The sequence below is a fragment of the Pseudomonas sp. NFACC08-1 genome, assembly GCF_900106735.1.
GTDB lineage: Bacteria > Pseudomonadota > Gammaproteobacteria > Pseudomonadales > Pseudomonadaceae > Aquipseudomonas > Aquipseudomonas fluorescens_Q.
Genome location: NZ_FNNL01000001.1, coordinates 262863 through 285998 on the forward strand (window position 1 = coordinate 262863; position 23136 = coordinate 285998).

The following is a 23136-nucleotide window of genomic DNA, read 5'->3' on the forward strand; positions in this document are numbered from 1 at the left end:
AGGGGATCGAAATGGCCAATAAGTTTGACCGTAAATCGCCCCTTGTTGGCGCGGGTGTGCGCAGGGTTGGGGCATGGGCTGCTTCAATGGCGAGGCGGTGATTTTGTGGCGAGGGAGCTTGCTCCCGCTCGGCGGCGTAGCCGTCGCAGGTCGGTGAATGCGGTGTGCCCGGAAGAGGCTGGCTTAGGACGTTTGGAAAACGTAGCAGCGATCAGACTGCTCAGGGCAAGGGTGGGAGAGTAAATAAATGACCGGTCCCCCCTGAGATCGGCCATTCAGTGCATCGTTTCAATCATGGACACCCACCGCCAACCTCCTGTGGGAGCGAGCTCGCTCGCGATGGCGGCATCACATACATCCCCGGCCTGAAGCGTACGCAGTCCATGACAAGGAAGCTTGCTCCCACTCGGCGGAGCAGCTGTCGCTCAGATGATGGAATCGAGATCCAGCGTATAGGGTTTACCGATCGCATACCCATGGGCACCGCGGATCAAATCACTATCGTCATCCAGGGTCGGTGCCATCGCCAGCTGCTCTGCCACTCTGTTCTCCGGGTGTGCCTGCCAGCGGGCCAGGTTGTGTGCCAGTTGCTCGGGTTGTTCCACCAGGCTTCCGTAAACGTCTTTTTCGCTGACCGACGCGGTGCGCAGCGTAGCCAGGCGCGCGCGGGTGTTGTGCAGCTTGTCGACCTCACGGATGAGCGCAATGTTGATGGCGCTTTCGCTACGCCCATTAGGCGCGCGCCGTCCTGCCAGGTAGCGCTCTTCATCGCGCAACTGTTGGGTAATCCGCGTCAGCGCATGATCGATCCACTCATATTCGCGTTTTGTCGCCAATGTGCTTCCCTCGATTTGCGCTTCCTGCCAGCGGCGCAAAGTGGCCCAGCAAGCGGGAATGTAGCTGGGGACCATGAAGTGATCACCGGTCTGGATGAGTTGGGCCAGTAAGGCCGGGCGGTCCGGCAGGCCATGTTTATGCTCGAGGGCCACTTCGCAGGCGGCGTGTTGGGTGATGGTGTCGACCAGAGAAAGTCGCCCGGTTGGACAAACAATCTGACCGCTAACGGCCGATTCTGTTGAAAAAGTCGGTTCTCTCGAATTGCCCGGAAGCTGAGCGGTGAAGGAGCCAGTTTTTCGCGCGGCTACGTGAAATATGTGTCCGAAGGGCTGTGCGGCCATTTAAGATTTCAATCTCATGCACTTACTTTTCTGCCCTGAGAACCACGTCCGACTTTTTCAACAGAGTCGGCCAAGAGCGGTCATTCAGCCTGTCTAACAAACTAGGGACGATTCAAACCGTGAAAAGCGTCGAGCCAGTTTCTCTTTAGAGGCACGTCCTGATCGCCATCACTCACATTGCTCAAGGTCACTGCCTGAACCGTCGGCATCCGCGGGCTGGGGAAGCTGTTCAGCGAGAACCGTAAGATGTATAGATGCGAACTGGTGGGCCGTTATCCTCGCTGGCTTTCCATCCTGATAGTACTGAGGGTCGTCCAGCTCGGCACCGTAACGGGTACGGAGGTTATCAAAAACGTAGTCCGGTGAAATTATTGACGCGACACTGTTGTAGGTCTCGCGCCTTAGGTCAGACCTAACCGGCAGGCCGCTTTCTACCTCCCATCCTTCTCCAATGTAGGTGTCGAGAAAGTCATCCAGCTTCGCAGGGTCTTTATCAAAAAGCTCACGCAAGCCCTCTTCGATCTCTTCTCGATTTCTTCCGTGCTGCCAGTACCAGTAAAGATTTGGTGCGTCTCTTCCTGCCTGCATGAACAACGGTTCAACTTCGTTCGCGTCACGGATGCGAACAGCGAACTGTTGGTAAAGAACGTCGTCCGCTCCATCAGGAAGAACTCGTCGCTCCTCTGGTGTGTCCTTTGAGTGTGTGAGCCAACGAACGCACTCCATACCCATAGCCATTGGATGCGCCGCTCCAAGTACTGCCTCAGCGGCTGACTGCCTGTCTGATAAGGGAATACGCCTGATAAGTTGAGAAATCAGCATACCGGCGTACATCATCGTGCCGCCCATTACGAACGCTCCGCGTTCGCGCGGAAGAAGATCTCCGTTCCTCGCAACAGCGATTGCTATCGCTAACGCCGTTACTTCATCCAGAGAGTTCGCACGATCTCGAAGTGCTTGGATCAATTGCGGCATGACGCGCTTGGAATACGTGCTCAGCAGACTGCGCTGCGAATCGGCATCTGCTGCGACGAGGGCGTCTATCAAGTCTGTTAAACGATTATCCGATATGTCTCCTTCAGGCACTCCGTAAACGAAGTAGCGTTTGAAATACCGATTCGAACAGACTCTTCGCTCTCTAGCCCACCTCTCCTCCCAATCGCCCCCGTACGTCATGTTGCTGATTCGCGGAAAAAGAGGTTTCAAAAATCGCTCTCGCACCTGGCCTCGCTCTTCTGAGGAAGAACCCGGCATTGCGGTTTCGAGGAGTCGATCAACGGCGGACGGAGGTTTTTCCAAACCTCGCAAAGCTTCACGGGGCTCCCCTTTTAAAAACAAATCTGCGTTGTCGCGAATTGCTGTATGAAGCTTCGGGTACAACACCCTGAGCCCTTCAACAAGCATGAACTCAGCAATGTTGACCTCCCCCTTGACGAGTGGAAGTGCAAACATCAGTGCGTTTGTGTACAGCTTGGCAACTCGTGGAGTTTCAAGCTTCGGCTCAAGCCCGTCTACAAAATGGCGACAGAATACGTCGACCTGACGCTGGTCAAGAACAATCCCTGCTTGATTGAGAGCATGTTCGACGCCCTCGAAAGCGATCTCTCGCAGACTCATTTGATCAGCAGGTGGTAAATGCAAAGGTACCTGAATGATTTTTTCGAGAAACGCGCGCCCTGCTTCTTGTCCACCGGCGCCGTAACGCTCACCCAATGCAGCAGCGACTACCTCGTCATCGAAAGCCAGAACGTAGCAGGTGTACTTGAAGCTTGCCGAGAGCTTTACCAGCTTGAAAATGGCATGGGTTTCTTGTCTGTCCAACCGGTCAATATCATCGATAAGGATGACCAATCTTTTCCCGCTTTGGCCCAGAAGAGCGTCAATTTGATCCTTAAGCTTATCGAGACTGACTTTGGATAATGACTCTCCGATCTGCTTGGCAGCTTCCCCTGGATTGATCTCTACACCCGGCAGAGCGACTGAGATGACAGACAGGATCCCTCCGTAGGACTCAAGCAGCGCAGCCGCTTTTTCTTTGAATGCTGGCTCTTTGCCCAAGGCCTCAGCCAGGGTCGCAAAAAAACCGCGCAAAAGCGCGTCTTCTGAAGGAAAGTGCCAAGGATTGAATCGTATTGTAACGACCTGTCCGTGCTGATCTAGCGACTCCTCCATCATCTTGAGAACTGAAGTTTTTCCATCTCCCCACGGGCCAAACAGACCGATGACGATGCTTGAGGGATCGCGGCGCCTAGCGATTGTCTCAGCGATACGCGCTGCGTAAGGCGCTCGCCCGAACCTATCTTGATGTTTTGAGGTGATGGGCTCGTCCGAGAAGTACTGATCGCCATCCTCGTCGCTTTCTCGATCGTGACCAACCAGTTCCTCTGCCGGAGCATCCGACGAGGCTTTTGAGCCTTGAGCGCCCATACCAAAAAGCTTGCGAATCCATTTCACGACTCTCTCCTTGATGTCTCTGTAACTCTTACGGGCTGATGCCCTTGCTTCGCTTTGTACAAGCCTGCTGAGCTAGAGCGAGATACGAACTACCCACCTCATGAATGTACGTTTTCTCTCATATTTGGTGGGTCGACAACAAGGATTTCTCCAGTCAGGCGCCGACCTCCGTGATCATGCTGGCAATTTGGTTTGGAATCGGGTGTGATGGCGGGGGCAGATGGAGCTGATAGATGGAAGCGAAAGACTTAATGACGTTGGCTCTTTCAGGCGGGGCATTGCTCGTTTCCTTCGCAGCGTTGTATTTTTCTCAACTACACAAACCTTCCAGCGCGATGTTGATCCTTCTCGAAAGAACGTTTACACCTGAGTCAATTTTATTGCAATTTGGAGACAATATTTACGATACACCTAAGGATCGTCTTGTTAGTCCCGCGACACGGCACCTCAGGTACACCTTAAGCAATACCGGCAAACAGGCACTATATGTAAAATCTGTTGAGATTCTCAGAGGACCTGACAAGCGTGGGCATATGCGGTCAAGTCATTCGTTCACGATTTTATACGACACTGAGATAAAATCCTGCCTACTCGATCCGGGGCAGATTCTGCCAATTAATATAAATCATCCCGTTGAATTTAAGTTACCAAGTGATTTTGACTATGCCTTCAATGCCTATGAACTAGTTAGCATTGAGTTGATTTCGGCTGACGGCGCACGATATCAAATATGTCATGATATTTCAGATCTTGGAACCAGCGGGCCTGAGTTTCATCACCCTCTATGGGACGGTGTCGCTCTCGGGGCTCCAGTAAGAGGCTCCGGATTTATGTAAATAACAATCAAGACGCCCAACTGCATGGTTTAAATTTTTTGGGGTTGGGGTATATCGTCATTTTCCGCATTGCGTGGACTAATGGAGAAATCAGCAGATGGAAGTCAGAACTCCACTCACAACCGAGATGAACAGAACAATAAAAAAACAGTAATTTTATATGGGTAATCTAGTCATCGTTGTATTCAAGTGCTGCAGGAATACGTCACAAGTTTTGAATCCAACCTCAGTGAAAAGGCGACAGATTTATTTGCTGGAGATAAATTCGCCCCCTTTTTCTCAAGGCCATAACAGGCTGACAGGGCGACCAAATAAGTTTAGATTTTATCTAAAAATCAATTATGATAGGGTCAGTTATGCAAAAAAATTACCCGGCGCGCACTAAAAACGGTAATTTTCTGCACTTTTACAGCTATCTAAATAGAGCGTTTTAGCGCATGGAAAAAGTAAGAATAAAACTCGTAACCATTGGCCATATTCCTCTGCACCTCAACCTCCAAGAGGTGTCAAGCTGGAAATCTGAAGTATTTGAATTGATTGGTGATATTGACAATCTTTCATTGCGATGTGACTCAGACGAGGCTAACTGGGCTTATTCCGATATGCTACTGAAGACTCAGTTTCCTCCGAATGCTGGCGCTGACTTCTCAATTGCATTAGTTAACGTTCCAATTGAAGATAACTGGTACTCTCGGCGCCTCGGAGATAATAAAATTGTTCTAACATTCTGCCAAATTCGAGAATTCCTGAACTGGGAAAACATACCACTTGAAAATGTTGTTCTCCGGGTTCTATATAGCTACACGTTGCTCTACAGACGCTCCGGAAATAAAATCCCTGGTTTTGGAGTAGCACCAAGCTTCACCCACGACGAAACACGCGGCTGTCTTTTTGATATGAATGGCATTAAGTCTGATCTCGTCGAATCCTGTGACAAACCTATTGTATGCGGAGAGTGCGAGGAACGACTAAAAAATGAAAGAATTTCAACGAAAATGATTAAAACGGTACAAAAAGAAATTAAAAACATTCGAAAGCACCTTTATTACAGGGCGTTCGATTTCGTAAAGACGAAGCCCCTAGCAGCACTAGCAATATCGAGCGTATTTGCTATTTCATTAGGTGTTGCAGGATCCTTAACAGCTTCGTATATTTACGATTCCTTTAAATCTCAGCTGCCCACCGAAGTTAATTCAGAGAAATAATAAGCTGAATCGCTCCGGACTTTGCATAAAAGCCGATGACTGCTTTTGGCCGGTTGCTGTCTGTGGCTAGAGGGAGATTCATCATGGGGAGAGAAAGAAAAAGACGTTATTTCAGTCGGGATGTCGCGAAAGTGATTTGAGGTTCATTTGACCGCATCGTCGATGCCTTCACGATTCCTGTAGTCCACACGCGTCCAGCCGCGTGTCCGTGGCGAATCCTTAATTCTCTGCCCTTGATCAGGATTTTCTTAAGTGGGCCAAGAAAATTTTCAGTTGAGGCGGTTTTTCTGATTTTTTCTTAACTCGCAGCGCACCTGAAAAATAGTAAAGCAGAGTTCCACCGAACAGACGGCCTCCACCAATTTTCTGTGGGAGCGAGCCTGCTCGCGAAGGCGGCAGCGGGTTAGATGCCTGCTTTTGAGGTGTAGACAATCCGTGGCGAGGGAACAAGCTCCCTCACCACGGGATTGATGCTGTAGCGGCTAGCGTGGGTCGACGTTATCTAGCACTCGGTTTGCCAGCAATGAACTCAGTTCAATCAGTTGCTGGATGCCGAGGGCGATGTGGCGGCGGGGGCCTTCCAGGTCGAAGGCCAGGTTGCTGATCATCGCGTCGGCGGATGCCAGGTTTTCGCTGAGGTTGGCGAGCAGGCATTCGTTGTCGGTGTTTTTCACCACGGTGAATAGCTGGCCCGGTTTGGATGCATCTTCGGACTTTTCCGGTTTCGGTAGCAGGTAGTAATCCAAGGCGCGATTGGCGGCTTCGTCGTGCTTTTTGTTTTTGCGACCGGAATGGGTAGACGTTGAGTCAGTTTCAGGAGGATTTGGAGTAATTTTGAACATCGTTGCGTTACCTCTAATGAGTAGGCCGCAACCATCTCGCTACTAAACGAAAGGAGGCAGCTGTGCGCAAGTTAGTAGACCGGTAGAGGTAACGGATCCCGGCGCGCCCGAAGGCGCCATGCGCACAGCCACCATCGAGTGCAGGCAATGCCTGACTGATGAGACTCATGCAACCGTTACTACTACTACCGGGCTACTAAACCCGACCACTGATGGGCAGTGGCAGAGAAACGATAGAACCCATGAGCAAGGCGCACAAGCGGGCGGATTCTGGCGTAGTTGTAGGCAATGGCGCAAGGATTCGTAGCTTGGTGGAAGCGTTGCAGAGGAAGAATAAACAAGCCTTCGTAATGCCCCAGGATCCGTGGCGAGGGAGCTTGCTTCCGCTCGGCTCTGTAGGTGCTGGCGAAGCCTGCGATCTTTTGATCTTTCGCTTGAGACTCAAGTGTCTGGAGAAAGATCGCAGCCCCGAATAGCGATGTGACGATGAGCTGCGTAGGTTGCGACAGTTTTGCGTTTCCTCTCAGCGTGGGCGGGGCATCACCTACCCGGCCTATCTGGTCTTATCGGTTGAGCCGGACTGTTGTGAACAACTTTCTCCATGGCGAACTGCTGCACAAGCGCTAGACGCTTTTGTGACAGGCAAAGAAAAGGGCTACTGGTGACAGTAGCCCTCGAATTTTTAGCTTGATATTCATATACACACCCTCAAGCAGGGGTGTGGAGGTCTCACCCTACGCTGATGTCCCAACCATCGACGGGGTTCCTACGCCAGTTATAGCCGCTGGGAAGCAACTGGTTTCGCGCTCAGGAACAAGGCTATTCGCCTTTGAGTGGACCGGCAATTAAATCTGATGAATGGCCCTTGGCGTCAGCGTGGATCGACGTTGTCCAGTACTCGGTTCGCCAGCAATGAACTCAGTTCAATCAGTTGCTGGATGCCGAGGGCGATGTGGCGGCGGGGGCCTTCCAGGTCGAAAGCCAAGTTGCTGATCATCGCGTCGGCGGATGCCAGGTTTTCGCTGAGGTTGGCGAGCAGGCATTCGTTGTCGGTGTTTTTTGCCACGGTGAATAGCTGGCCCGGTTTGGATGCATTTTCGGATTTTTCCGGCTTCGGTAGCAGGTAGTAATCCAGGGCGTGCTTTTCTGCTTCGTTTTGTTTCTTCGTTTTGGATTGAGTGGACGCAGAGGTGCGACCCTGGGAGTACCGACTGGATCGGCTAGCCCATGCTGCGGGAGAGATGATTCGTTAATGAAACCCCTCGAGCAATGCCTTGCCCTTTCCTCCGCCCCAAGGATTATCCAGCAGATATCTTGCAAGCACACGGTTGTCCGACGGGACCCGCGTGATGTTGTAGAAACTCTCTTCGCCCTCGCACACCTCGAAGTACAACGCATAGTCGCGCTTCTTTAAATCCTGCTCGACCTTGCCCCACTGGCTTGAGGTTTCGCCGAATGGCCGTGAGGGCTCTAGAGCCATGCTTTGGTCAGGCCTTTTTTTCCAAATAAAACTTCAGATATTTTTTGGGTCTTTCTTGAAAGGCTCGAGCCTTGCCGAAGCTGTAGGCGTCATCAAAGTACCTATAAGCCTGCGCGTGGTCTCCCAGCTCAAAATAGACCATTCCCAAGTTAATCAGCGGCCCTGTATCGATGTCCGACTCCCGGCCATCCAAGGTCTTTTGTGCCCAGTCTTTAGCCGCCGCGAAATCCCCATTGTCGAAATGCAGGTTGAAAAAAGAACCTGTGACCCAGGCTGACAAAGGTGTCCACTCCAGCTTCGGTTCAGGAAGCAGGTCCCAAGCTTTTTGGTACAGGGCTTGAGCTTCATTTTTTTTGCTTTGCTCATCGAGCTCATTACCCGACGCCATGATGCGCATTATTTCGTCTGCCAGCGTCGGGCTTTCATCTGCCAAGTCTTTCATATGACGTTCCTTTACTAGTAAATGGGCTTTTCTGCGGGACCAATAAAATCGCCGGGGTCCCTATATCGATCCGTCAGGAGCGCGCCTTTGGACCGGTTATGGGAATAATATTCCAGCTCATAATTGTCAGGGTCGCGCATCCATCCCCTCACTTCTTTGGTTTTAGCCCCATGGAAACCGCCTTTGGAGTTCCAGTATTTAACGGCATCCGTTTTATGAGCCATGTCAGCGTCTTTAATCGAATACCATTTCTTGTCGGTGCTCTGGAATCTCATGTTTTTCCCGGTACCGATTATTTTTCCTTCGGCTCTCATCCGCGCGATCACCGCTTTGCCGGTACGGCTGCTCTTCCCAGGGGTTCTGCCTACAGAGTTCAGGCGACAAGATAGACCCAGTGGATCGATCCATCCAAAGGGGTTGGGACTGTAGGCGTAGAAATTCAGACCACCGTTCAGCCCAATCGGATCCGGCGTAGTAAACCGCCCCACATCCGGATCATAAAACCTGAACGTATTGAAATGCAGCCCGGTTTCCCGATCCAGGTACTGCCCTTGGAACCGCAAATTCTGCTCTTCGATGTAATACGGCTCGCGCACTTCCTCCAGCGTATTGCCCCACACCCGATACGTGGCCTGCCAAACGTTGTGCCCGTCGGCTTCGGTGAGTTGTTCCGGCAGGCCGTTGAGGTCGTTGTGGTAGTAGCGGATCTTTTGCAGCGGGCCGCTTCCATCGACGCGGGCCAGGGGTTCGTAGCCGTCGTCTTCGTAGAGGTACAGGCTGGTTTGCTGGTGGCGGTGTTCCTGCAACAGGCGCAGGCCGTCCCAGGTGAAGCGGGTTTCGCCCAGCGGGTAGCCGTGGTTGTCGTGCTCGGTTTTTGCGATGCGCCGGCCCAGCGGGTCGTAGGCCATGTTGACCACGCTGCCGTCGTCGTTGCGCACCTCGATCAAGCGGCTTTCGGCGTCATAGGCGAAGTGTTGCACGCCACGTTTGGCGCTGCGTTTTTCGATCATCCGGCCGAAGGCGTCGTAGCGGTAGCGCTTGTCCTGGTAGGTCAGCAGTTTGTTGTGCACCACCAGCCCGGCGCCGGGGGCCGGGCCGTCCAGCAGGTTGGCGGCGGCGTCGTAGGTGAAGGTCTCGCGTTGGCCGTGCAGGCTGTCCTGGCTGGCGATGATGCGGCCGGTGGCGTCGTAGTGCAGTAGCTGGCGCTGTTGTGCGGCGGGTTGCTGGTCGAGTTTGCCGATCAGGTTGTCGGCGGGGTCGTACTCGAAGTGTTTTTGCACCGCCGCCGGCAGCAGCGAGGGTTGGCTGCTGTGGCGGCGTTGGCGCGTGCGCAGGCGGCCGCTGCGGTCGTATTCGCTGCGGGTGCTGATCTGCCCTTGGGTGCGCAGCACTTCGCGGTGCAGGCGGTCGCGTTCGAAGTCGCTGATGACCTGGCCGTCGAGGTTGATCTGGTGCAGATGGCCGCTGCCGTAGTACAGGCGGTTGACCCAGCGGCCATCGGGCAGTTGGGTCTGGATCAGGTTGCCGAGTTCGTCGTAGTGGTGCTGCAGGCTGCCGGCGGCGCTGTTTTCGGCGATCAACTGGCCGAGGGCGTCGTAGGCGAAGCTCAGGGTTTGCGCGTTGCCCTGCAGGTCGGTGAAGGTGACGGCGGTGAGTTGGTCCAGCGGGTCGTAACTGTATTCGGTGCGGCCATCGTCGGTGACTTTGGCGATCAGCCGGCCTACGGCGTCGCGTTCCAGGCGATGGACGATGGGTGCCGGTGGTGTTTCGGGAACGAGCGCCAGGCCTGTGCCGTAGGGCGCGGGCATCGCCGTCACTGCCGCGACGTTGTCGAGGCGGTCGTAGTCGTAGCGCTTGGCGCTGCCGTCCAGGTCCTGTTGTTCGGCCAACCGATCCCCTGCATCCCAGGCAAACCGGTAGCTTTCACCATTCTCGTTGGTCAGCGCTTGCAGCCGGCCGAAGCTGTCGTAGGTGAACTGCACTTGCCGGCCCTGGGCGTCGGTGCGTTGGCGGACCTGGCCGCGGCGGTTGTGTTGGTAAAGCGTGGTGTGCCCGGCCGGGTCGGTGTAGCCGATGAGGTGGCCGGCGGTGTCGCGCTGGTAGTGTTCGGTGCGGCCGTCCGGTAATTGGCTGCCGAGCAGCCGCCCTTGGGCGTCGTAGCTGAATTGGGTGCGCTCGCCGAGGGCATCGGTGATGGTGTGCAGGTAACCGCGGGCGTCGTAGCTGAAGCGCGTCGGGTAACCCGAGCAATCGACGTGTTCCACCAATTGGCCGAACGGGTTCCAGCGCAGTTTTTTGCTTTTGCCGGTGGCGTCGATGATCTCCACGACCTGGCCGTGGGTGTCGTAGCGGTAGCGGGTGACGTGGCCCAGCGGGTCGATTTCCGTCGTGCAGTTGCCGCGTTGATCGTAACGGTACTTCCAGCTGTGGCCGGCGGCGTTGGTGTCCACCAGCGGCAGGGCCCAGTGTTCGAGCCAGAGGGTGGATTCGCTGCGGCCCAATGGGTCGGTTTCGCCGATCAGGTTACCCGCGTCGTCGTAGTTGAATTGGTACTGGCCGCCCTGTGGATCGGTGGCGCTGAGCATCTGGCGCTCATCGTTCCATTCGAACAGCCAGGTCTGGCCGAGGTTGTCGGTGTATTGGGTGATCTGGTGCTGGCTGTTCCAGTGCCGGGTGCTGACGCGTTGCAGGCTGTCGCTGATGCGGGTGATGCCGGCCTTGAGGTCATAGTCGAACTGGTAGGCGTCGCCTTCGTCGGTCCAGTGCCGGACCACGCGCCATTCCTGGTCTTCGATCAGGGCCCATTCGTAGAAGCAATGCAGGCCGCTGGGCAACTGGTGCTCGACCATCCGTTGCCCGGCGTCGTAGCAAAAGCGCCGTTGCACCTGACCGCTGGCGTCGCGCACTTCGGCGAGGGTGTTGGCTGCGTCGTAGGCATAGCTGACCAGCACTTCCCGCGATTGGTCGGGGTAGAGGCGCTCGATGTGGGTGACGCATTCGCCTGCGCGGATCAGCTCGACGTGCACCAGGTCGAAGGTGTCGCGCAGCCGCACCAGGCGTCCGGCGTCGTCGTAGTCGAGGTGGATGCGGTTGTCGTTGCGGTCGCCCAGTTGGCTCAGGCGCAAGTGTGAGGGGTTGGCTGGCGAAGGTTCGAACAAGCGGTACAGGCCGTCTTCGCTTTCGATCAGCAATTGCCCGTTCACATGGCGGCGCACGGCCAGGCCTTCGCCAGCGCTGAACACCGCGCCGCCCAAGGGGATGGAACCCATGTCGATGGGCCGGCCCTGTTCGTCGGTGTAGATCAGGGTTTCGCCGCCCTCGGGATGAGGCTGGATTTCCACCTGGACTTCGTAGGCGACGCTCCAGCCGGCGCCGAACAAACTGTCGCGACGTTCGTCACGGCTGTTGTAGACGCGCTGCCAGTCAATCGGCAGGATGCCGGGCAAGACGAAATCCAGATCCTCGTCAGCGCCCAGCACCTTGGCCCCGGTGGCGGCATGCACCGGGTTCGACGAACCCATGGCGGCGTTGGCGGCCGCGTTCGCCGCGCTGCTGGCGGCCATGGACACCGCGCCGCCCACCAGCATGCACGGCAGTTTACTGAAGAACTTGCCCTTGCCACCCTTGAGCATCAGCAGCGCGGTGACCGCCAGGCCCACGCCCGGGGTCTTGCCGCTGCGGATCTCGCGCACCACCACCGAGCCGCCGCCAATGGTTACGTTGGGCGAGATCAGTCCAGCCGACACCACCGTCGCATCGCAGGTGCTGCGGTCGCCGCTGCGCACGGCGGGCTGGCCGTTGATGGTGACCTTCTCCGAGCCTTCGGCCATGAACTGCGGTGGCATGGGTGGGTGCTTGGTGCAGATCACCAGGTCTTCTGGTCGGGTCTCCGTACCGGGGGCGGGCGAGGCGACAGTGGGGCGCCACATCTGCGAGAAGAAATTCCCGGCCATGTCCAGGTAACTGGCTTCGGCTTCTTCTTCCGGCTCGGGCATTTCCAGTTCGGTGCCGGCCGGCGCCACATGGGAAACCACAGCGCCGGCGGCGCGGGCCGAGGGGATGTTGTTGGTGAAGGTGTCCTTGGAACCGGTGAGGATGTTGGCCTGCACCGTGGGCGGAAAGAGGGCGTTGCCGATGCCCTCGCATAAATTGCTCAGGCCTTTGTCGGCCCCGGTCTTGCTCATGGCCAGGCCGACGACGGTGCCCACCACCAGGCCCAGGACGAAGCAGCCCAGGCCGCCGGTGGCGACGGTGATGCCCGTGGCCGCGACCACTGCGGCGGTCGCCAGGGCGGTGATCGCGATATTGGCCGCCACCTCCAGCACGCCGCCGAGGATGTCGGCCATCATTGAGGTGTGGTTGAGTGCATCGCCCAGGCGGGCGGCCCAGAGCGCGTCAGACATGCACGTTGCTCAGGCGGGTAGGGTGGCGGATGATCGTGGGTTCAAGCAATTTGGTGCCTTCCATTGCGCCGGTGTCCTTGTGGGTTACGGCATGCCCATTAATGCCATTTTCAGGCGCTTGATCAGCTTTGGTTTCTTGAGACAATCGGTGGGGCGTAGATCACCTAGCGCGGGCACTTTTTGCTCCATCCACCACAACCCTTCTTCGAGCCCTCTTTTACCATAAAGCACGACGGCCAAATCAAGGTGCTCATCCATGGCCTTGGCCAACGTACGCGCGTTGTCATCGAGATAATCCTCTTCATACAAGCGTACAAAACTTCGCCAACCGTCATCGCCCACGTATTCGTCTTCCAGTCCCATGTTGAAACCTGCCAAAGGAATCAGTGTGTTGCCGGTAGGGTTGTACGTTGACAGCAGCCGGGGCTGCATCATCGTTATCCGGCATCCATGCAAGCTGACCCACCGCTATCGCGAGCAAGCTCGCTCCCACAAGGGTCAGGGTTGGGTGTCGAACACCAGCGACCCCTTGATCGTCGCCCAATGCGCCGCCTCGGCATCACCCAGCTTCTCGGCTTTCACGTAGCTCAAGGCAAGCATCTTGCGAGTGCCGGGCAGTACCAGTGCGAGCTGATATTGGAAGACCTTTTCGTTGCCCTTGTTGAACTGGCTGCGCAATTCAATGGCTTCGACTTCCTGGTTGGCGCCCACGCGCACGGTGGCGCCCGGTTGGCAGCGCAGTTGCTGGACCTGTTTTTCCAGGCGCTTGAGCTGGTCGTCGAGGTTGCTTTGCAGGGTCTCGCCGTCGGCCAGCAGGCTGCGGCTGACGATCAAGGAGGTGCCCAGTTCGGGGAACTTGAGGATGTTGATCGTCGCGTCCAGCAACTCGCTGGGCGGCAGCTGGAGCTGGAATTCATTGAGGCGATAAGTCATGGCGCAAAAATCTCGAAGTTAGCCCTTGGGGAACGCGGCGCTGATGTTGGCGTCGATGCTGCCCTTGACGCCCTGGCCGTCCGGCGTGGCACCGGGGCCGCCGCCGTTGTTCAGGTGCAGCACGCCACCAGTGTTGAACTCGGCATCGCCGCTGGCGTAGAAGCTGATCTGCACGCCGCTCAGGTTGATCTGGCCGCTGGCGTTGAGCTCCAGGATGCTTTCACCGCACACCAGGCGCAGGTTCTCGCCCACTTCGATGACGTAGCTCTGGCTGATGCTGTCGGTCTTGCGCTGGCCAACGGAGAGGATGTCCTCCTGCTTGACGATGCGCAGGCGGTTGTTGCCGATGGTCACTGTTTCGTTGTGGCCGATGCTCTTGTTGCGGTCATGGCCCACCGAGTGGCTTTCGTCCACCTCGACCACGATGTCCTGGTTGCGCTCGGCATGGATGTACAGCTGCTCGGCGCCTTTCTTGTCTTCCATGCGGATTTCGTTGAAATTCGCTGGCGTGCCACCCTTGCTCGAACGGCTTTTCATGCCGCTCTGAGTCGCATTGGCAGGCAAGTCGTAGGGTACGGTCTGTTCCGCGTTGTAAACGCGACCGGTGATGATCGGCCGGTCCGGGTCGCCCTCGAGAAAGCTCACGATCACTTCCTGCCCGATGCGCGGGATCTGCATCGAGCCCCAGTTTTTCCCGGCCCAGGATTGCGACACCCGAATCCAGCATGAGCTGTTTTCGTTGGATTGGTCGTGTCGGTCCCAGTAGAAATGCACCTTCACCCGGCCGAACTGATCGGTCCAGATTTCCTCGCCCTTGGGGCCCACGACCAACGCGGTTTGCGGGCCCTTGACGATGGGGCGGTGGGTAGTCGCCAGTGGGCGATAACTCTGCTGGGCGTCGATGCAGGTCAAGCTGCTTTCGAACTGGGCCGACGGCGCGCCGCCGCCGGTCTCGCCGCTTTCCTGGGAAAGGTAATAGCGGGCACCGACGATCAGGTATTCGCGGTTCTGGTCCTGGCGGCTGAAGCCGGTGAGGCTGAACAGATGCCCCGAGCCCAGGCCCCGGGCGTTGCCGGCCAGTTCCACCTGTTCGTGCAGGCTCTGCAAGGCTTCGATGCGGGTGCGGGCGTAGTGTTCGCCATCGGTGCTTTGCACGTAAGTGCCGGGGTAGTCGTACAGCGGATAGTCGCCAGCCGTGTGTGGGCGCGGCATGGCCGAGCGCACGTCGATACGTGCGCTGGGGCGTTGGAAGTCGTAATCGTTGAGCTCAAGCGAACCGGGCTGGACTTCCTGGGCCAGGTGCCAGTCGTGGATGTGGTCGCGCTCGCGCTGCTGCTCGTTCTTCGGGTAGTACGGCACCGAACCGTAGCCGGGGGCCGTGGTGTGGGCGCCATAGGCGTCAGCCAGCACCAGCACATGGCGGCCCTGCTCATGGCGGAAGAAGTAGTAGATGCCTTCCTGTTCCATCAAGCGGCTGACAAAGTCGAAACTGGTCTCGCGATACTGCACGCAGTATTCCCACTCGCGATAGGTTTGGCTCAAGGCGTCTTCGAAATCGGAAAAGCCCAGGTCGCGGAACACCTGCTTGATGATCTGCGGGATGGTCAGGTTCTGGAAAATCCGGCAATCGGAAGTGCGGGTCAGCAGCCACAACCACGGCCGCAACGTCGCCTGGTAACTGGCGAACTGGCCCTGGTCGACGTTCTGGCTGCAACGGGCGACGATGCCATGGAAGTAGCGCTCGCCACCGCCATCGAGCTGCAGGCTCACGCACATGGGCTTGCCGAGCAGCTGGTTGAGGTCGATGGCATTGTCCAGCGAATGCAGCTGCAACTCGTAGTTGAACAGCCGCCCTAATTCTTCACCGCCGCCCATGTCCTTGAGCAACAGCACCTCAGGTCCCAGGGGGCTGGTGACTTTGGCCAGGCGTGAGGCTTGGTTGAATAGCATCGGTTGTCCTTATCGCTGCCGCAGTCCATTTGACGCTGCGCAAGATTGCCGGCTTTTGACGTTGAAGATCAAGCGATCGCGCCCTTTGATAGCTCGTGCACAGGCATGAAATCGCCAGAGTAGTGACGCTGATCGCATAATGTAGTTCGTTGCTTGAGGCAGAGGAACCCGGTTCTTGATTGTTACCAGGCATTACTTGAATATCTGCTCCTTCGCGCGTCACCTCACGTCCATGGAAAGCGATTACTGTGACCTCTTACCGCATTCAAGAAGCCGATCTCGAAATCCCCGATACCTGGCAGGACCAGAGCATCAATATTTTCAAGCTGCCGGCAGTCGGTCCTGCTAAAGAAGCCAGTTTCGTCATCAGCCGCGATACCACTCAGGGCGATGCTCCTTTTGCCGAGTACGTGGACCGCCAACTCAAAAGCGCGGAGCAGCAGTTGCCGGGCTTCAAGCTGGTGCAGCGCTGGGACACCGTACTGCATGGGCACACCGCTACATTGCTGGACTACACCTGGCAACGCGAGGGGCGCGACCTGATGCTGCGCCAGGTGTTCATCGAGCGTAAACCATCCGTGGTGATCACCACTTTGACCACCACACCGAACGATTTCGCCTATCACGAGCCGGCCTGGAAGGTGGCGATGCATTCGTTCAAGCCACAGCCTCCGATCATCTGAGCATCCATACGTCCCACTGAGCAGTCATACACATCAGTCAGGTAGATGCGCGCAATGGATGCACAGGCTGCAGCACGTCTGGGTGACGAAATAGCCCACGGGTTCGGGTTGGCCGCGATGGTCGCCGGAGCCGTGGCCGGTGCCTTGATCGGCGCTGCGGTCGTTGCCGCGACGGTTGCCACGGGCGGCGTGGCCCTGGCGATCATGGCCGGCTCGATCGCGGCCGGCGGCTTGTCGATGTTCCAGATCGTCAAGGGCCTCTCGACCATATTCAACCTGCCCGAGCCCACTACGGGGGCGTTGATAATGGGCAGCTTCAACGTCTACATCAACAGCCGCAATGCCATGCGGGCGGGTGAAGACACTTCATCTTCCTGCACCGGGCTGCCGATGAACCATCCGATCTGGCCCTTCCCGGTGCTGATCGCCGAAGGCAGCGCCACGGTCTTTATCAACGGCAAGCCGGCGGCGCGCTTGCACAGCAAAATGGTCTGCGGAGCCCACATCAAGAGCGGCAGCCCGAATACGTTCATCGGTGGGCCGACGGTGTCGGTGGCGTTTGTCCTGGATCTTGAAGGGTGGATGCACACTGGGCTGGAAGTGTTGGGGTTGTTGGCGGCAGGTGCTGCGCTGGTCATGGCCGCCATGGCGGGTATCGCCGTGCTCGTCGAGTTCGTGGTGGTGGGCGGGCTGATCGTAGGGGGTATGGAGCTTCTCGGTGATTTAGGTGACCGCCTGGGGCCTGGCTATCGGGACCTGCTGCAAGGGGTCGCCGGCATGGCCATGCTGGGGCTGAGTCCGAAGATGGCGAAGGCGGCCAAGCCTGCCGAACTGCCGCCGCCCAAGTACAAGCCTGGCGTGACCGAGGCCGATATCCTGGCCATGCCGAAAGGGTCGCGACCCGACGCCGACACGTACCTGTCACCGCAGTATGTGAAAGAACACTTGGCCCAGTTCGAGAACGGTGCCTCGCGCTTCACCACCAAGGCCAACCTGGACAAGTACGGCATCGCCCAGCGCGACGGCACGACGTTCCTGATGCCCAAGGCTGAAGCCGATCAATTGATTGCCAATGCCAAGGGCGACAAGCGCGCATTGGAGAAGGCCCTTGGGCTACCAGAAAATACCCTGGAAAGTAGTACTCTGGTGCGGGTCGACATCCCCGCGCCTAAAGACATGAACCTGCGGATTCCTTCAGGTAACGAGGCCGGCGCCAACGAATTCTGGATCCCTGGCGGCAAGCTGCCGACCGGTGCCAGCGAGGCGGTCATCGATGCCGGGGGCATTTTGCCCAAAGACTTCAGTTGGACGCCATTATGACGGTAGAGGTAGGCAAATCATGAAATTTCAAGATGTTCTGGTCAGTCGCGAACACATGTTCTGCGTGGGTATCGAACAGGATTCGGGTCGATTCTATGTCTCCATACCGGTCAGCAACGGCATGGCCGACTACGAGGAATATTATGAAATCAATCAGGCGACCTTCGAGCTGTTCAAGCGTGACCCGGATGCGGCGCTGCCTTTTGTGGCGCGTTGCAGGAAGCGTGAGCTGGACGAGCTATTGATTGTCCAACCGGGAACGAACCGCGGCACCGCCATCTGATCGTCGAAGGGCAGGGGGAACGGTGGGAATTGAATTGAGTGCCTTCGCCAGTCGGGATGTGTTCCTGGACTACGCCTACGAAGCGGTCACCTTCCGTTGGGACCCTCGCACCGGGACCGTATTCAGGAAGTTTTACGGTGCTGCCGAAAGCGAACAATCGGTTCCCGCGGACAATAGGCTGTACAACGACGCCGTCTTGTATGGTCGCGAGATTTCCAAAGAACAATACGCGAAGGGCTTTGATCGCCAATGAGCATTCTGGACGCTGCAATCGCCCTGGCTTCAAGGGTCCACGCGGGCCAGGTGGATAAGGCCGGCAAGCCCTACATCCTCCACCCGTTGCGCCTGATGATGAAGTTCGACGGGCTTGAAGAGCAACTGGTCAGCCTGTTGCATGATGTGGTCGAAGACGGCGATGTCACGCTGGATGAGCTGCGCGGGCTTGGCATTCCCGAGGTTGTGGTGACGGCTATCGACTGCTTGACCAAGCGCAAGGGCGAGTCCTATGAACAATTCATCGCCCGGATTCGTCCCAATCCACTGGCGACCAAAGTGAAAATAGCGGACATCCACGACAATCTTGACCTCACTCGGCTGCCCGTCGTGCGAGACAAGGACCTGGAACGCGCCGCGAAATATCATCGGGCATTGCGTTACCTGCAAGAGCAATGAATCATGTCGCCGCCGTCTGCTCGTTGGAGGACAACGCGGCAAGACCGGCGCTGCGTTCGCTCTGACCGTGCCCAGCGATCTCTGGTCATCGATAACTCTCCTGTGCAGTCATACAACCAGTAAGTTGGATTTTCGCAATGGATGCACAGGCTGCAGCACGTCTGGGTGATGAAATAGCCCATGGCTTCGGGTTGGCCGCGATGGTCGCCGGTGCCGTGGCCGGTGCCTTGATCGGCGCTGCGGTCGTTGCCGCGACGGTTGCCACGGGCGGCGTGGCGCTGGCGATCATGGCCGGCTCGATTGCCGCCGGCGGCTTGTCGATGTTCCAGATCGTCAAAGGCCTGTCGACCATCTTCAACCTGCCCGAGCCCACCACGGGGGCGTTGATAATGGGCAGCTTCAACGTCTACATCAACAGCCGCAATGCCATGCGGGCGGGTGAAGACACTTCATCTTCCTGCACCGGGCTGCCGATGAACCATCCGATCTGGCCCTTCCCGGTGCTGATCGCCGAAGGCAGCGCCACGGTGTTCATCAACGGCAAACCCGCCGCACGCTTGCACAGCAAAATGGTGTGTGGCGCGCACATCAAGACCGGCAGCCCGAATACGTTCATCGGTGGGCCGACGGTGTCGGTGGCGTTTGTCCTGGATCTTGAAGGCTGGATGCATACCGGGCTGGAAGCGTTGGGAATGTTGGCCATGGGGGGCGCAGCGATTCTCGCGGCCATGGCTGGCGTGGCCGCTCTGGTCGGTTTCGTGGTGATCGGCGGCACGATGATGGCTGGCATGGCGTTGCTGGGGGATCTGGGGGATCGCTTGGGGCCGGGTTACCGGGATCTGCTGCAGGGCGTCGCGGGAATGGCGCTTCTGGGCCTGGGCCCGAAAATGGCGAAAATCGGTACGGCGCCCAAGCCGCGCTCGGTGAGCTTCAAACCGGGCTACACGTCAGAGGATATCGCTGCGATACCCAAGTCAAGCCGGCCCAACCCTGCCGATTACCTTGAGGCCTCCTATATCGACAAGCACCTCAAAGTCTTTCAGGATGAAGGCGGTGCGTTTCTGTTTACCCCCGATGACATTGCCAACCCCATGTATGGCACCTTTAGCGACACTAAGTACGTCATGGCCAAGTCAGACCTGCACGGTGTGGTCGCCGAGTTTAAGAAAACCGGTGATCTTTCGATTCTGGAGACCGCTTTGGGTTATGAACCGGGCAGCTTCACCGGCAAGGAGATTTACATGATGAACCTGGACAATCCCAAGGTTGTCATGCCCTCCGGTAACGAGCGCGGAGCGAACCCGTTATGGCGCCCTGGCGGCCTGACCCATCCCGGCGGTATGCGTGAAGCGGTATTGGATAAGGTGGCCATCCCACACAATAACGACATCAATTTCCTGCTCGCGAACCCGGATGTAGTGAGAATCCAATGAGTGCCAACCTAGATAATGTATTGCTGCTGGCCCTGGCCAATGATGAGCTGGATAAATTCCTCGTAGGCGAGCCGTTCTACTTTCAAGAAGCCAAGAATGATTATGAGGAGCCGCAGAACATCGTTGCGGCTTTCGATTTGCTGGTGCTGCGTTATTGGCAACAGACTCGCGATCCCCAGTTCCCTGTGCGCTGGGTGACGGCTTTGCTCAAGATTCTCGCGACCTACCCTGATCGTAATCGGGCAATTTATGTTGCGGCGTCGTGGGTCTGGTACTACCGGTTTTGCCTGAGCAAAAAACAGGCACAACCCGAGGGGCTTTATGCCGACTTGTTCGAGGTTGATATGGGCGCCGTGGCGCTGGCCCTCCAGCGGCAGCTTGAGCTCAACAAGGCTGAGCTTGTCCAGGATACGCGGTGGGCGGGTGGCAGCTGGAACAGCCAGAACGGCCTGTGGGGGCCGTTGATGCGGACCGCCCTTGTCGTTCGGGATAAGCTGGGCGGCCCTGACTTCGTACCGGCTAATCTCTGAGTGGTTAATGATGTGCTGAGGGCCTATGTGGCAACAGCGGACGGTGATTTGATCCATGTTCGAATCATCGATAAAGCGCTGGACTCACCCCTGCGCGTTATCGGGTTTTCGAATGCGGCAGAGAAAGATATCTACGTTTTGCAGGTCGCGCACAACACGCAGAAGGCAAAGGTATTCGATGCACTCCGTTCATTGGGCGTGGCCTTTTCGGCGGGCAAGGAATGGTGTCCCTCCGAAGTTTTTGAATATCTTCGTGACGAGCAATTGCTGAGCGGCAAGTACTTGCGAGTCGCGTGGACGCAGCCCGGTCAATACCGGCTTACGAACGAGTGAAATTTCAAGATGCCTGGGTCCACCGGGCACACAGGTTCTGCGTGGGTGGTAACGATGAACCCGTGGCGAGGGAGCTTGCTCCCGCTTGAGTGCGAAGCGCTCACAAAAAGGGGCGGCTACGCAGCCCAGCGGGAGCAAGCTCCCTCGCCACGGTTATTCCGGCCATGAACCTCAGTGCTTGGCCTTTGCCGGGAAAAAAGCTTTCACCGCCGCATCGATCACACCCTTGATGCCTTTGCCCTTGGCATCCACTTCGCTTGCGCCACCGGAGTTGAGGTCCAAACGGCCGCCGGTGTCGATGTTGCCATTGCCGCTGGCGTAGATATTGAACGCGGTGCCCGAGATATTGATCTCGCCACTGGCATTGAACTCCAACACGCTTTTGCCACAGACCAGTCGGATCTGCGAACCCGCCTCCACGAGGTACTGGGTACTGATGCTGTCGCTCTTGGCTCCCCCGACAAGCAATGCGTCGTTGCGCTGCACGGCCCGCAGTCGGTCTTGGCCAATCCGTATGGTTTCGTTGTGGCCGATGCTTTTGTTGCGGTCATGGCCCACCGAATGGCTTTCACACCCACGCGCATGGATGTACAGCTGCTCGGCGCCTTTCTTGTCTTCCATGCGGATTTCGTTGAAATTCGCTGGCGTGCCGCCTTTGCTCGAACGGCTTTTGGTGCCGCTCTGAGTGGCATTGGCAGGCAACGCATAGGGCACGGTCTGTTCGGCGTTATACACGCGACCGGTGACGATCGGCCGGTCCGGGTCGCCTTCGAGGAAGCTGACGATCACTTCCTGGCCGATGCGCGGGATCTGCACCGAGCCCCAATTCTTGCCGGCCCAGGCCTGCGACACACGAATCCAGCACGAGCTGTTTTCGTTGGACTGGTCGTGTCGGTCCCAGTAGAAATGCACCTTCACCCGGCCAAACTGATCGGTCCAGATTTCCTCGCCCTTGGGGCCCACGACCAACGCGGTCTGCGGGCCTTTGACGATGGGTCGATGGGTGATCGGTAGCGGACGGTAACTTTGCTGGGCGTCGATGCAGGTCAGGCTGCTTTCGAACTGGGCCGACGGCGCGCCGCCGCCGGTCTCGCCGCTTTCCTGGGAAATGTAATAGCGGGCACCGACGATCAAGTATTCGCGGTTCTGGTCCTGGCGGCTGAAGCCGGTGAGGCTGAACAGGTGCCCCGAGCCCAGGCCCCGGGCGTTACCCGATAACTCGACCTGTTCGTGCTGGGTCTGCAAGGCTTCGATGCGGGTACGGGCGTAGTGTTCTCCGTCGGCACTTTGCACGTAGATGCCGGGGTAATCGTAGAGCGGATAGTCGCCGGCCGCGTGGGGGCGAGGCATGGCCGCACGCACGTCGATGCGCGCACTCGGGCGCTGGAAATCGTAGTCGTTGAGTTCCAGCGAGCCCGGCTGGACTTCCTGGGCCAGGTGCCAGTCGTGAATATGATCCCGCTCGCGCTGCTGCTCGTTCTTTGGGTAGTAGGGCACCGAGCCGTAGCCGGGTGCCTTGGTGTGGGCTCCGTAGGCGTCGGCCAGCACCAGCACATGCCGGCCCTGCTCGTGGCGGAAGAAGTAGTAGATCCCTTCTTGCTCCATCAGCCGGCTGACGAAGTCGAAACTGGTTTCGCGATACTGCACGCAGTATTCCCACTCGCGATACGTTTGGCTCAAGGCGTCTTCAAAATCGGAAAAGCCCAAATCGCGGAACACCTGCTTGATGATCTGCGGGATGGTCAGGTTCTGGAAAATCCGGCAATCGGAAGTGCGGGTCAGCAGCCACAACCACGGCCGCAACGTCGCCTGGTAACTGGCGAACTGGCCCTGGTCGACGTTCTGGCTGCAACGGGCGACGATGCCATGGAAATAGCGCTCACCACCGCCATCGAGCTGCAGGCTGACGCACATGGGCTTGCCAAGCAGCTGGTTGAGATCGATGGCATTGTCCAGCGAATGCAGCTGCAACTCGTAGTTGAACAGCCGCCCCAATTCTTCACCGCCGCCCATGTCCTTGAGCAACAGCACCTCAGGTCCGAGGGGGCTGGTGACCTTGGCCAGGCGTGAGGCTTGGTTGAATAACATCGGTTATCTCATCGTTGTAATGGCTGCGGCGCTGATTGGAACAACTGTGGGAGCGAGCTTGCTCGCGATGG

The 23136-nt window shown here is 57.4% G+C and carries 21 protein-coding genes; 10 read left to right on the forward strand and 11 right to left on the reverse strand.

All coding sequences use genetic code 11. The annotated features are described in order from the left end of the window. Positions 1–425: 425 nt before the first annotated feature. Positions 426–1178, reverse strand: coding sequence for an ATP-binding protein (locus tag BLU76_RS01180; RefSeq protein ID WP_177344748.1), 753 nt, complete (start codon positions 1176–1178; stop codon positions 426–428). Between the two features lie 168 nt (positions 1179–1346). Then, complete coding sequence (locus tag BLU76_RS01185) at positions 1347–3632, reverse strand: KAP family P-loop NTPase fold protein (protein ID WP_092221212.1); 2286 nt, start codon at positions 3630–3632, stop codon at positions 1347–1349. A gap of 233 nt (positions 3633–3865) precedes the next feature. On the opposite strand from BLU76_RS01185, the gene BLU76_RS30325 reads away from it, so the two are divergent. Both BLU76_RS30325 and BLU76_RS01190 read left to right on the forward strand, forming a co-directional pair. Beyond that, the gene (locus BLU76_RS30325) at positions 3866–4468 is read left to right on the forward strand and encodes a hypothetical protein (protein WP_139211576.1); all 603 of its coding nucleotides are present in this window, start codon (positions 3866–3868) and stop codon (positions 4466–4468) included. 437 nt (positions 4469–4905) lie between these two features. Continuing rightward, a complete protein-coding gene (locus tag BLU76_RS01190; RefSeq protein WP_092221215.1) occupies positions 4906–5673 on the forward strand; it encodes a hypothetical protein in 768 nt (255 codons plus the stop codon). Positions 5674–6155: 482 nt separating this feature from the next. Here the strand turns inward: BLU76_RS01190 and BLU76_RS01195 are convergent, their stop codons facing one another. The 8 genes from BLU76_RS01195 to tssI all read right to left on the reverse strand — a co-directional run bounded on the left by BLU76_RS01195 (position 6156) and on the right by tssI (position 15723). Further along, a complete protein-coding gene (locus BLU76_RS01195; protein ID WP_092221217.1) occupies positions 6156–6515 on the reverse strand; it encodes a DUF6124 family protein in 360 nt (119 codons plus the stop codon). 871 nt (positions 6516–7386) lie between these two features. Continuing rightward, positions 7387–7758, reverse strand: coding sequence for a DUF6124 family protein (locus tag BLU76_RS01205; RefSeq protein WP_092221219.1), 372 nt, complete (start codon positions 7756–7758; stop codon positions 7387–7389). 6 nt (positions 7759–7764) lie between these two features. Beyond that, positions 7765–7995, reverse strand: a complete 231-nt coding sequence (locus BLU76_RS01210) for a hypothetical protein (RefSeq protein WP_177344749.1) — start codon at positions 7993–7995, stop codon at positions 7765–7767. A gap of 7 nt (positions 7996–8002) precedes the next feature. Then, positions 8003–8437, reverse strand: coding sequence for a tetratricopeptide repeat protein (locus BLU76_RS01215; protein WP_092221220.1), 435 nt, complete (start codon positions 8435–8437; stop codon positions 8003–8005). Positions 8438–8451: 14 nt separating this feature from the next. Continuing rightward, positions 8452–12840 (reverse strand): RHS repeat-associated core domain-containing protein, encoded by a 4389-nt coding sequence (locus tag BLU76_RS01220; RefSeq protein WP_092221222.1) that lies wholly within the window; start codon positions 12838–12840, stop codon positions 8452–8454. An 84-nt stretch (positions 12841–12924) separates the two neighbouring features. Then, positions 12925–13275 (reverse strand): hypothetical protein, encoded by a 351-nt coding sequence (locus BLU76_RS01225; RefSeq protein WP_256572063.1) that lies wholly within the window; start codon positions 13273–13275, stop codon positions 12925–12927. 63 nt (positions 13276–13338) lie between these two features. Next, positions 13339–13773, reverse strand: a complete 435-nt coding sequence (locus BLU76_RS01230) for a DcrB-related protein (RefSeq protein ID WP_092221224.1) — start codon at positions 13771–13773, stop codon at positions 13339–13341. Positions 13774–13791: 18 nt separating this feature from the next. Continuing rightward, positions 13792–15723, reverse strand: a complete 1932-nt coding sequence (gene tssI / locus BLU76_RS01235; RefSeq protein ID WP_092221226.1) for a type VI secretion system Vgr family protein — start codon at positions 15721–15723, stop codon at positions 13792–13794. A gap of 248 nt (positions 15724–15971) precedes the next feature. Between tssI and BLU76_RS01240 the strand changes: the two genes are divergently transcribed. The 8 genes from BLU76_RS01240 (at position 15972) to BLU76_RS01275 (ending at position 20977) form a co-directional block, all read left to right on the forward strand. Continuing rightward, positions 15972–16406: a DcrB-related protein gene (locus BLU76_RS01240; protein WP_063323759.1), complete on the forward strand. Its 435-nt coding sequence runs from the start codon at positions 15972–15974 to the stop codon at positions 16404–16406. Positions 16407–16460: 54 nt separating this feature from the next. Continuing rightward, entirely contained in the window at positions 16461–17726 is a 1266-nt protein-coding gene (locus BLU76_RS01245; RefSeq protein ID WP_063323760.1) for a PAAR domain-containing protein, read from the forward strand. Between the two features lie 19 nt (positions 17727–17745). Further along, complete coding sequence (locus tag BLU76_RS01250; protein WP_092151234.1) at positions 17746–18009, forward strand: hypothetical protein; 264 nt, start codon at positions 17746–17748, stop codon at positions 18007–18009. A 34-nt stretch (positions 18010–18043) separates the two neighbouring features. Beyond that, positions 18044–18262 carry a hypothetical protein gene (locus BLU76_RS01255; RefSeq protein WP_256572623.1) on the forward strand — a complete coding sequence of 73 codons (219 nt, stop codon included), beginning with the start codon at positions 18044–18046 and terminating at the stop codon, positions 18260–18262. After that, on the forward strand, positions 18259–18681 hold the full coding sequence (locus BLU76_RS01260; protein WP_092151240.1) for a GTP pyrophosphokinase: 423 nt from the start codon (positions 18259–18261) through the stop codon (positions 18679–18681). The genes BLU76_RS01255 and BLU76_RS01260 overlap by 4 nt, the downstream gene beginning before the upstream one ends. Before the next feature lie 137 nt (positions 18682–18818). Beyond that, the gene (locus BLU76_RS01265) at positions 18819–20114 is read left to right on the forward strand and encodes a PAAR domain-containing protein (protein WP_092221228.1); all 1296 of its coding nucleotides are present in this window, start codon (positions 18819–18821) and stop codon (positions 20112–20114) included. Then, positions 20111–20644 carry a hypothetical protein gene (locus BLU76_RS01270; protein ID WP_063323765.1) on the forward strand — a complete coding sequence of 178 codons (534 nt, stop codon included), beginning with the start codon at positions 20111–20113 and terminating at the stop codon, positions 20642–20644. Before BLU76_RS01265 ends, BLU76_RS01270 begins: the two co-directional genes overlap by 4 nt. Further along, a complete protein-coding gene (locus tag BLU76_RS01275) occupies positions 20645–20977 on the forward strand; it encodes a hypothetical protein (RefSeq protein ID WP_092151225.1) in 333 nt (110 codons plus the stop codon). It abuts the gene before it with no gap. A 171-nt stretch (positions 20978–21148) separates the two neighbouring features. Here the strand turns inward: BLU76_RS01275 and BLU76_RS01280 are convergent, their stop codons facing one another. After that, entirely contained in the window at positions 21149–23065 is a 1917-nt protein-coding gene (locus BLU76_RS01280; RefSeq protein ID WP_092221231.1) for a type VI secretion system Vgr family protein, read from the reverse strand. Positions 23066–23136: the final 71 nt, after the last annotated feature.

Bases quoted from the DNA above. Each gene is read 5' to 3' on its own strand.
- BLU76_RS30325 (WP_139211576.1), top strand. From the start codon at position 3,866: ATGGAAGCGAAAGACTTAATGACGTTGGCTCTTTCAGGCGGGGCATTG.
- tssI (WP_092221226.1), bottom strand. From the start codon at position 15,723: ATGCTATTCAACCAAGCCTCACGCCTGGCCAAAGTCACCAGCCCCCTG.
- BLU76_RS01270 (WP_063323765.1), top strand. From the start codon at position 20,111: ATGAGTGCCAACCTAGATAATGTATTGCTGCTGGCCCTGGCCAATGAT.
- BLU76_RS01215 (WP_092221220.1), bottom strand. From the start codon at position 8,437: ATGAAAGACTTGGCAGATGAAAGCCCGACGCTGGCAGACGAAATAATG.
- BLU76_RS01250 (WP_092151234.1), top strand. From the start codon at position 17,746: ATGAAATTTCAAGATGTTCTGGTCAGTCGCGAACACATGTTCTGCGTG.
- BLU76_RS01195 (WP_092221217.1), bottom strand. From the start codon at position 6,515: ATGTTCAAAATTACTCCAAATCCTCCTGAAACTGACTCAACGTCTACC.
- BLU76_RS01225 (WP_256572063.1), bottom strand. From the start codon at position 13,275: ATGATGCAGCCCCGGCTGCTGTCAACGTACAACCCTACCGGCAACACA.
- BLU76_RS01180 (WP_177344748.1), bottom strand. From the start codon at position 1,178: ATGGCCGCACAGCCCTTCGGACACATATTTCACGTAGCCGCGCGAAAA.
- BLU76_RS01280 (WP_092221231.1), bottom strand. From the start codon at position 23,065: ATGTTATTCAACCAAGCCTCACGCCTGGCCAAGGTCACCAGCCCCCTC.
- BLU76_RS01210 (WP_177344749.1), bottom strand. From the start codon at position 7,995: ATGGCTCTAGAGCCCTCACGGCCATTCGGCGAAACCTCAAGCCAGTGG.
- BLU76_RS01265 (WP_092221228.1), top strand. From the start codon at position 18,819: ATGGATGCACAGGCTGCAGCACGTCTGGGTGATGAAATAGCCCATGGC.
- BLU76_RS01230 (WP_092221224.1), bottom strand. From the start codon at position 13,773: ATGACTTATCGCCTCAATGAATTCCAGCTCCAGCTGCCGCCCAGCGAG.
- BLU76_RS01245 (WP_063323760.1), top strand. From the start codon at position 16,461: ATGGATGCACAGGCTGCAGCACGTCTGGGTGACGAAATAGCCCACGGG.
- BLU76_RS01260 (WP_092151240.1), top strand. From the start codon at position 18,259: ATGAGCATTCTGGACGCTGCAATCGCCCTGGCTTCAAGGGTCCACGCG.
- BLU76_RS01220 (WP_092221222.1), bottom strand. From the start codon at position 12,840: ATGTCTGACGCGCTCTGGGCCGCCCGCCTGGGCGATGCACTCAACCAC.
- BLU76_RS01190 (WP_092221215.1), top strand. From the start codon at position 4,906: ATGGAAAAAGTAAGAATAAAACTCGTAACCATTGGCCATATTCCTCTG.